We start from the raw sequence: 7,397 nt of genomic DNA, 5'->3' as shown, positions 1-7,397 counted from the left end.
GCTCCTTGCCATATTTCAGCCGTTGAACGGAATTTGCAACCGGGACTAATGCCATTCGGTCTAACTGCTGGTCACAGAATTGCCAGTAATACTCATGCCATGGTTCAAAGTCCCGTTTCCAGTTCTGCCGCTGAATGTTGCAGCGATTGATAATCAGACTAACCGGGTACAAGTGTATTTCATTGATGACAAACGCCCGGTAATCCAGAACGGCATAGGCCACGACATCACGAATTTTCTCCTTGGTCACCTCCCGGTATTTTCGCTCGATGCTTTTCAGGTTCTCCCGAACGTCCCGATCCAGCCATTCAAAGAACCGCCCCTGATCGGGCAGGTGATGTTCTGTCCGGGGACCGTAAGCCCACTTTGCCCAGGACTTGTAAGGCTCATCCAGCCCTTCAACCGTCGAGATAATCATCCCGGCCTCAGCAGCATTACAAATCAGCTGATTGATATTTGGGACCTTCCCTTGGCCACGCTCCCAAAATTCCCTCGGATCAATGCCATAGCTCTTGCCCGTTAAGTGGATAGCGTAAGCATCATGTATCGCCTGCCTTGCCGAGAGTAGTTTCATGCCAATTCTCCATATCTGGCAATGAGCACAGCGTCAGCACGACCATTGTCTTTCTTGCGATGAACGTCAGCCTCTGGATAGAGGTCCAACACTTTTCCTCGTGAGGCATCCTTGGGAGAGCCTACAAGCCCTGCTGAGCGTTTCCAGCGTTGAGGGGTTACATAGGTCAGGGGAAAGCCTAAAACGCTCACAGCGGATTCAATAGCACCGTACGACCGTCCGAAATTAAACATCGAGACAACACCCTGTCCGGGTCTTGCACCGACTTTTTCCAGATAGACCATCTGAACGTCCTGCCGGGTATAGCCTCCGATGATTTTCATCAGACCATGGCCGCTTACTTTCTTTTTCGCGCCTTCAGGAACAATGGGCATATCCACAACCGTGATTAATTCCATCGTCCCACTGTCCAGAATTGCTATCCCGCCAGTCAGGCCTGGATCAATGCCAATAATAATTTTCAAAATTTCTCCTCCCTGAAATTTTTCTCTTTTTGTTTCTCTTTTTTTTATTTTTTTTTCTCTTTTTTTTTCTCTTTTTCTTCCCCTCTGTTTTTTCTGCCATGCTTCCTTTCCCCCTCCCCCTCTTACTTTTTTCTCTCTATAGAGAGAGAAAAAAGGGGGGGTGTGGGTCAGCTAAAGGCATCAAACAGACTGAAACCCTAGAAATAGAGGGAAGGAGGGGAGTCAGAGGGTACAGGGATTTGAACAGAATAAAATTCCGCACCTGGGGACCTCGGGGACGGGGGTTTTTGGTCAAAAAATAACCAGTCAAGTCAGTCATTGCTGATCGCCTCCCATCCTTTTTCTGAGACCGTCACAAACGGCGCATCAATACCAATAAGATCACGGTGAATCATGGCATCAATTGTTCTGCGCCAATGCTTGGAACAGATAAACCCCTGCTCATAACATTCGTCTTTCAGGTTTTTGAGTTCTATTCGGGCATTGGCAGGGTCACGACCACTGTTCTCTAAACGCTGCTGAGCGTTATTCATCAGACTGTTGAGGGTTTCCAGGATACGCCGCTGTCGGTCGCCCAGTTTTTTGATGCGCTTCCTGGCAGGTTCTTCCGGTTCTTCAGCTGTGCTCTCAATATAACGAAACACGCAGCTGTACTGCCGCTCTCCATCTTCATCCAGAAATGGGAGTTGTACCGGCTCAAACTGAAAGTTAATCGGCTTGGGCTCATCAGCATCTTTCATTTTTTTGGTGACTATATTTACTGAGTCGTCTGATTTTACAACCGCATACTCAGCATCCAGTGCCGCCTTGAGGGCACTGTTAACTCGAGCACGGTCTTTTGAGCCCACGCCGGTATGGTGCACGATCAGTACGTTGCACTGGTACTTAACCCGGAGCAACTGGTCGATGTGATTGATAAAGACATTCATTTCCTGAGTGGCATTTTCATCGCCGGGTCCGAAATTTCTGGCTAAGGTATCAATCACGATCATGGAGGGTATGGCGGAGTTATTTTGCTGAATGATCTTTTCGATGCTGTCGCTGACGGCAAGCGCATTGGCATAATTGGTAAGCGAAGCAGAGCATTTACTGACATAGAGAGGCGCATTACGGAGGTTGTAACCGTATGTTTGCTGCCAGGCCATTAAACGCCGGGAGAGGCCATTGAACCCTTCACCCGCAATATAGAAAACCGGCCCCTGCTGCTTGACCTGCTTTCCATGCCACTCCTTACCAGTGGCCACGCAGCAGGCGAGATCAATGGCGACGAATGACTTGCCACAGGCAGGTTCCCCGAACATCAGTGAGAGACTGTCCATTTCCAGAAAGCCTTTAACAAGCCAGTTGATGGGCTTTACACCATTGACCAGTTCCTCCGCATGGCAAAATTCAAACTCAGGCTTTGGTGGTGTCTCGATAAGAATGGATGAGCCAGGATGATTATTGGAGTGGGTTCTGGCGATGCTGGCAATCGTGGTATTGAGCTCTGCATCGGACAATGGCGGTGTATTCGACTGGTTCCATTGATCCAGAATGGTCTTCACCTCCCGGAGGGAATAGTTCTGCCGGAGTAATTGCCCCGCCATACTGGCCGCCGCGTTATTACGCCCCTGACCCTCAGCAAGGTTGCTCCCGTCGTGTGGCAGTGGATACTGGTCAGTGGTAAACCCTAAGTTACCCTCTGGTTTTTCTTCTGTGGCCTGACCGTTGAATCCGTTGATGGTGGCAATATCCTCCGGTGAGAGCATAGGCACATCATGGAGATCGGCTATGTCCATGTACCCGTCGGTTTCCCACTGATAGAGCGTCCCGTCAGCGTGAGTACTGCCGGGAGCCACCACGTAACCGCCAATGCCCCGGAGGTCGATCTTGTTCTTGCGAACGGCGTTGTGAATCGGGAAGTCCGGGTTGACCTGAAAGTAGTAGTGCTTGCCCTTACTGGTTTTGGCCCGAAGTGGTGTGCGTGTAATGGCACCGTTCTCAATGAACGCCACCGCCTCGGCACTGTCTGCGTCCACCACCACGACACGATAGCCGGTGATGATTGCCCAATTGGTATGAGGGAAGAGATTCGTCCAATGCTCAATCTGGCTATCAGCAGGGGCTTCATCCTGATACTGCTTCCAGCGATAGCGTGGGGCTTTTGGCCACTCAATCTTGGCCTTGTCCCGGTCACCCGCACAACGGTTTTCTACAAACCATTCAGGCGGTTCTTCAAAAGGGGAGCCCAGCGGCACGATGGACAGACCGGCTTCGTTCAGTTTCCATGCTTCAGAGGCGGTATCAGGCAAGTTCGCTTCCATGACGTTTGCTTCCTGTCGTTAGTAATTGTTGTGTTCAAAGGGGGGAGTTGGCGCTTTGCTCACTCTATTGGCATCATCCATCGGCGGGCTTCTGGCCTTCAGCGGTTAGCATGTCCGGGGTGAACTGAGGAATAATGGTTGACCAGAAGAGCCTTCTGATCTTGCCTATCTCTTTTTTATCACTCTCATAGAGAGAAATTTCACTCTTTGAACAATGCAGGATTTCCGCGAAGCTACTCATGGTCAACCCTTTTGACTCACGGTAATCACGAAGTACCTGGCCCGGTGTTTTTTTGATTTTCATAAAACTGTCCCTGTTTAGTTAATAAAGCGGTTAATGGAGTTGTGATTATTAACAGTCGAGGATTAACAAATCAATACGGTTTATAAAGGGCGAGATCGATTTTTACTTTTATGTTTAGAAATGATTAAATTTGAGCAAGAGCTATCCGTTGGAAAACACAAGGAAAACATAATGATAACGTGGCAAGAGCGAGTTCGAATTTTGCTCGCCAACCGGAACATGACTCAAACTGAGCTGGCCAATAAGTTAGGGGTTACCAAGGCGACGGTATCCGTATGGCTTCGTGAGGATGCGTGCTTAACCTTGAAAAATATTCTTAAGTTACAGCGACGCATGGCTCCATTCTTAGAGGTGACCCCGGAGTACATCATGAATGGAGACGAAACCGAGAGCGCCCCCGGAAGCTCCATACCAAATGAAGGCCGGTCAGTCCCTCACTTGTCTACAGCCGATATTTCTCAGTGGCATTTGACCAGAAAAGTCTCGAACCCCGACGCTCGAATACATTGTCCCATTGATTGTGGAGAGCATGCTTTCAGCTTCACCCTGTCAAACACCTCTATGGAAAATGAAGGGTTGGGGCAAGCTGGTTTTCCTTATGACTCACTGATTTTTGTTGACCCAGACCTGCCGCTGGAATTTAACAAACTCTGTCTTTTTTATGATAAAGCCCCCATTGTTGGCTCCTATCAGGAGTACAACGGCAAGACCTTACTGGTGTGCGCCAACCCCAAGTTCGAGGCAGTGCACGTTGTCCGAGACAACTTTATCGGGCGGGTTGTTGGCTGTTTTTTTGAGACAAGCTGAGTATGAATAATTAATGGGTTTTTTAGAAAATTATAAAAAGTTATGATTTGTTGTTGACAGTCAAATCTATTGAGTGGCAACCTTTGGTTAGTGACGAATAAGATTAATAAACACCCAACGGTTGCCATCATGGATATAACTGGACAAATGGATTCTGTCGAAGTCATTGCAAATGAAGTGCTATCCCTCCTTGAACAAGAACTCGTTCTTATCAAACAAGCCAATGAAGCTAAGGAAAAGGCTGAAGAGGCGAGACTTCTGCTTTCTGATTTAATTACTGCCATTCAGGACACAACCCCCCACGCCCTACCGGGAATATTCATCATTAATGGCCTGCTGTTCGACACTACCCGAAAAGATGGCCACATCGAAATCCATAAAGCGCCTGACCTACGGAATTACCTCGACGCTATACCCTCCAGCTAACGACTGATCCACCCCAACCACCACAACAAAGGGAAATTGCTATGTCCGAAAGCAATGAAGCTTCACGGCTGGACAAACTCGCCTTCGAGTTAGAGAAAGCCAAAATCGCAGAGCAAAACGCAAGGGATCACCGCCTTGCTATCGAGCAGCAGTTAAGTGAGGTCGTCGGTGTCAAAGAAGAGGGGAGTCATACCTTGAAGGGTGCTTACTACAAGGTGACTACCTCAGCAGGCTTCACCCGTACGTTGGATGCCAGAAAGTGGGAGCAGGTAAAAGGCCGTGTTTCTCCAACCATTGCTGCCAAGATCGTCAGAGCCAAGCTGGAAATAGACTCCCGGCAGCTAAAGAGTCTCCAAGGCTTTGATCCGGCCAGTTACAACATTGTGGCCGAGGCGATCACCACCAAACCAAAGAAAGTGGCCGTTAAGTTTGAACGCCTGGAGGACAAGTAATGGCAATTACCCTGAACTCCATCAGCCGTTCTTTAGGCTTCAAAGCACCCACCATTATCGTGCACGGTTCATCCGGAGTGGGAAAGTCAACGTTAGCTTCAGGCGCTCCCAACCCCTGCTTTATCTGCACTGAGGACGGTCTGGGAAAGCTGGAAGTCGACGCCTTCCCGTTGATGACTTCCTTTCAAGACGTGCTGGATGCACTGAATGTGCTGTGTACGTCCGAGCACCCCTATCAAACCGTGGTTCTGGATAGCCTGGATCATCTGGAACCCATGATTCATCAGCATCTGTGCGACAACTATGTCGGCCCCAAGGGTGAGCGTTACAACTCCGTTGAAGATTTCGGGTATGGCAGAGGCTTCATGTTCGCTCTGGATTTATGGCGTCAGCTTTTGAATGCCCTCTTTGCCCTGCGCAATGAAAAAGGCATGGCCTTCATTCTGATCGCCCACTCTGAAATCAAACGGTTTGAGAGTCCAATGACGGACAGTTACGACCGTTTCCAGATCAAGCTGCATAAACGGGCGAGCGAACTGATCATGGAGTCCGTCGACTGCGTGTTATTTGCTGACTACAAAACCGTCATTGAGAAAGAAGAAGCCGGTTTTAACAAGATCAAAACCCGTGGCATCAGTACTGGCCAACGTTATCTCTACACCGAGGCTCGTCCGAGCTTCATTGCCAAGAATCGCTATGGCCTACCACCTGAGCTCCCGCTGAGTTGGCAGGCCTTTAGTGACGCTCTGACCCAAACCACCCGCCAGAAATAAGGAGATTACTCATGGCTCAGTTAGGTTTTAATGCAGGCGACTACGATCCAACGGATGAGTTTGAACCACTCCCTGCGAGTGAGTACCTCACGATGATTACCGAGGCTTCTGTGGAAAACACCAAGACCGGAGGCCGTATGGTGAAACTGACCTACACCATTATGGAAGGGCAGTTTGAAGGTCGTAAGCTCTGGTCGCAGCACAATATTGAGAACCGGAGCCCGAGGGCAGAGGAAATCGGCAGAAAGGAGTTAAGCCGGATTGCTCACGCCATTGGTCAGCCAATGATCAGCGATACGGACCAACTGCTTAATCAGGTCATTCGTATCCGCATCGTCATTAAAAACGATCCGGGCTATGGGCCACAGAATGAAGTCAAAAAGTGGATCAATGTTGGCGGTCAGCCAATGCAGCAGGCTCCTGTCCCACAGCAGCAGACCCCGGCTCATAACACGACACCTCCGCAACAGCCACCGGCTGGCCACCCTGCGGCTCAACATACCGCACCACCGTGGGGACAAAAATAACCCGTCGTCAGTCATATAAGGGGGCTTGCCCCCTTCATTCAAGGAAGAAACGTATGTTTTTCAATTCAACAGGGACCGCTGCCCGGAAGCTCGATAAGGCCAGATTCACCAAACGACGACCCGGAAAAACCGAGAGAAAACGGAAAAGGAAAGCCCAGCGAATAGCCTGAAGGTTAAACAGGAAGCAGAAATAGGCGCAGAACCAGGAAAGGTGAATCATTGTGAAAGTCCCCGAACCCACCCAAACCACCATCAAAGCCATTGTCCAGCATTATGAGGACAATCAGGGTGATGCCTTCCGGGCTCACCTCGGCGGTTCCATCATTGGTCGGCCTTGCGACCGGGAACTCTGGTATAGCTTCCGCTGGTGCACTGATGTCAAACACAGCGGTCAGCTGCTAAGGCTGTTTCAAACCGGCCACTTATCTGAGCCCCGCTTTGCGGAAGACCTGCGTAAAGCCGGTGTGACCGTCTTTGATACCAATCCAGCCACTGGTGAGCAGTTCCGGGTATCTGCCTGCGACAGGCATTTCGGCGGTTCCTTCGATGGTGTTGGGCAGGGCTTTATCGAAGCCCCGAAAACGTGGCACCTCATTGAAATGAAAACCCACAATGAGAAGTCGTTCAAGAACCTGGTCAGCAAAGGGGTAAAAGAAGCCAAGCCTGAACACTTTGTCCAGATGCAGGTGTATATGTATCTGGCCAACCCGCAGCTGACCCGAGCCTTCTATATTGCCGTCAATAAAAACACGGATGAACTGTATGGT

The 7,397-nt window shown here is 49.7% G+C and carries 12 protein-coding genes; 6 read left to right on the top strand and 6 right to left on the bottom strand.

Features of this window, described 5'->3' with window-relative positions; translation table 11 throughout:
* From AK963_RS23260 to AK963_RS23245, 5 genes are all read right to left on the bottom strand, one after another.
* The coding region (locus tag AK963_RS23260; protein ID WP_139117606.1) for a bacteriophage antitermination protein Q at positions 1–574 on the bottom strand (574 nt) is incomplete at its 3' end.
* Positions 571–1,038 (bottom strand): RuvC family protein, encoded by a 468-nt coding sequence (locus tag AK963_RS23255; protein WP_066017791.1) that lies wholly within the window; start codon positions 1,036–1,038, stop codon positions 571–573. The genes AK963_RS23260 and AK963_RS23255, both read right to left, overlap by 4 nt.
* Entirely contained in the window at positions 1,016–1,138 is a 123-nt protein-coding gene (locus tag AK963_RS36710; protein ID WP_274520550.1) for a hypothetical protein, read from the bottom strand. Before AK963_RS36710 ends, AK963_RS23255 begins: the two co-directional genes overlap by 23 nt.
* Positions 1,139–1,349: 211 nt before the next feature.
* Complete coding sequence (locus AK963_RS31525; protein WP_083232859.1) at positions 1,350–3,341, bottom strand: AAA family ATPase; 1,992 nt, start codon at positions 3,339–3,341, stop codon at positions 1,350–1,352.
* Positions 3,342–3,414: 73 nt separating this feature from the next.
* Entirely contained in the window at positions 3,415–3,645 is a 231-nt protein-coding gene (locus tag AK963_RS23245) for a helix-turn-helix domain-containing protein (RefSeq protein ID WP_066017790.1), read from the bottom strand.
* 171 nt (positions 3,646–3,816) lie between these two features.
* Between AK963_RS23245 and AK963_RS23240 the strand changes: the two genes are divergently transcribed.
* The 5 genes from AK963_RS23240 to AK963_RS23220 all read left to right on the top strand — a co-directional run bounded on the left by AK963_RS23240 (position 3,817) and on the right by AK963_RS23220 (position 6,630).
* Positions 3,817–4,452 (top strand): helix-turn-helix domain-containing protein, encoded by a 636-nt coding sequence (locus AK963_RS23240; protein ID WP_066017789.1) that lies wholly within the window; start codon positions 3,817–3,819, stop codon positions 4,450–4,452.
* Between the two features lie 129 nt (positions 4,453–4,581).
* Positions 4,582–4,878 (top strand): hypothetical protein, encoded by a 297-nt coding sequence (locus tag AK963_RS23235; protein ID WP_139117605.1) that lies wholly within the window; start codon positions 4,582–4,584, stop codon positions 4,876–4,878.
* 41 nt (positions 4,879–4,919) lie between these two features.
* Positions 4,920–5,330: a DUF7173 family protein gene (locus AK963_RS23230; protein WP_066017787.1), complete on the top strand. Its 411-nt coding sequence runs from the start codon at positions 4,920–4,922 to the stop codon at positions 5,328–5,330.
* Positions 5,330–6,103, top strand: coding sequence for an ATP-binding protein (locus AK963_RS23225; RefSeq protein ID WP_066017786.1), 774 nt, complete (start codon positions 5,330–5,332; stop codon positions 6,101–6,103). Before AK963_RS23230 ends, AK963_RS23225 begins: the two co-directional genes overlap by 1 nt.
* Positions 6,104–6,114: 11 nt before the next feature.
* A complete protein-coding gene (locus AK963_RS23220) occupies positions 6,115–6,630 on the top strand; it encodes a DUF669 domain-containing protein (RefSeq protein WP_066017785.1) in 516 nt (171 codons plus the stop codon).
* A gap of 34 nt (positions 6,631–6,664) precedes the next feature.
* Here the strand turns inward: AK963_RS23220 and AK963_RS23215 are convergent, their stop codons facing one another.
* Positions 6,665–6,850, bottom strand: coding sequence for a hypothetical protein (locus AK963_RS23215; protein ID WP_066017784.1), 186 nt, complete (start codon positions 6,848–6,850; stop codon positions 6,665–6,667).
* Between the two features lies 1 nt (position 6,851).
* Between AK963_RS23215 and AK963_RS23210 the strand changes: the two genes are divergently transcribed.
* The coding region (locus AK963_RS23210; protein ID WP_202969839.1) for a hypothetical protein at positions 6,852–7,397 on the top strand (546 nt) is incomplete at its 3' end.

It is taken from the genome of Endozoicomonas atrinae (assembly GCF_001647025.1).
Lineage (GTDB): Bacteria > Pseudomonadota > Gammaproteobacteria > Pseudomonadales > Endozoicomonadaceae > Endozoicomonas > Endozoicomonas atrinae.
Note: the sequence above shows the minus strand (reverse complement) of the source record. Positions and strands in the feature narration are given on the sequence as shown.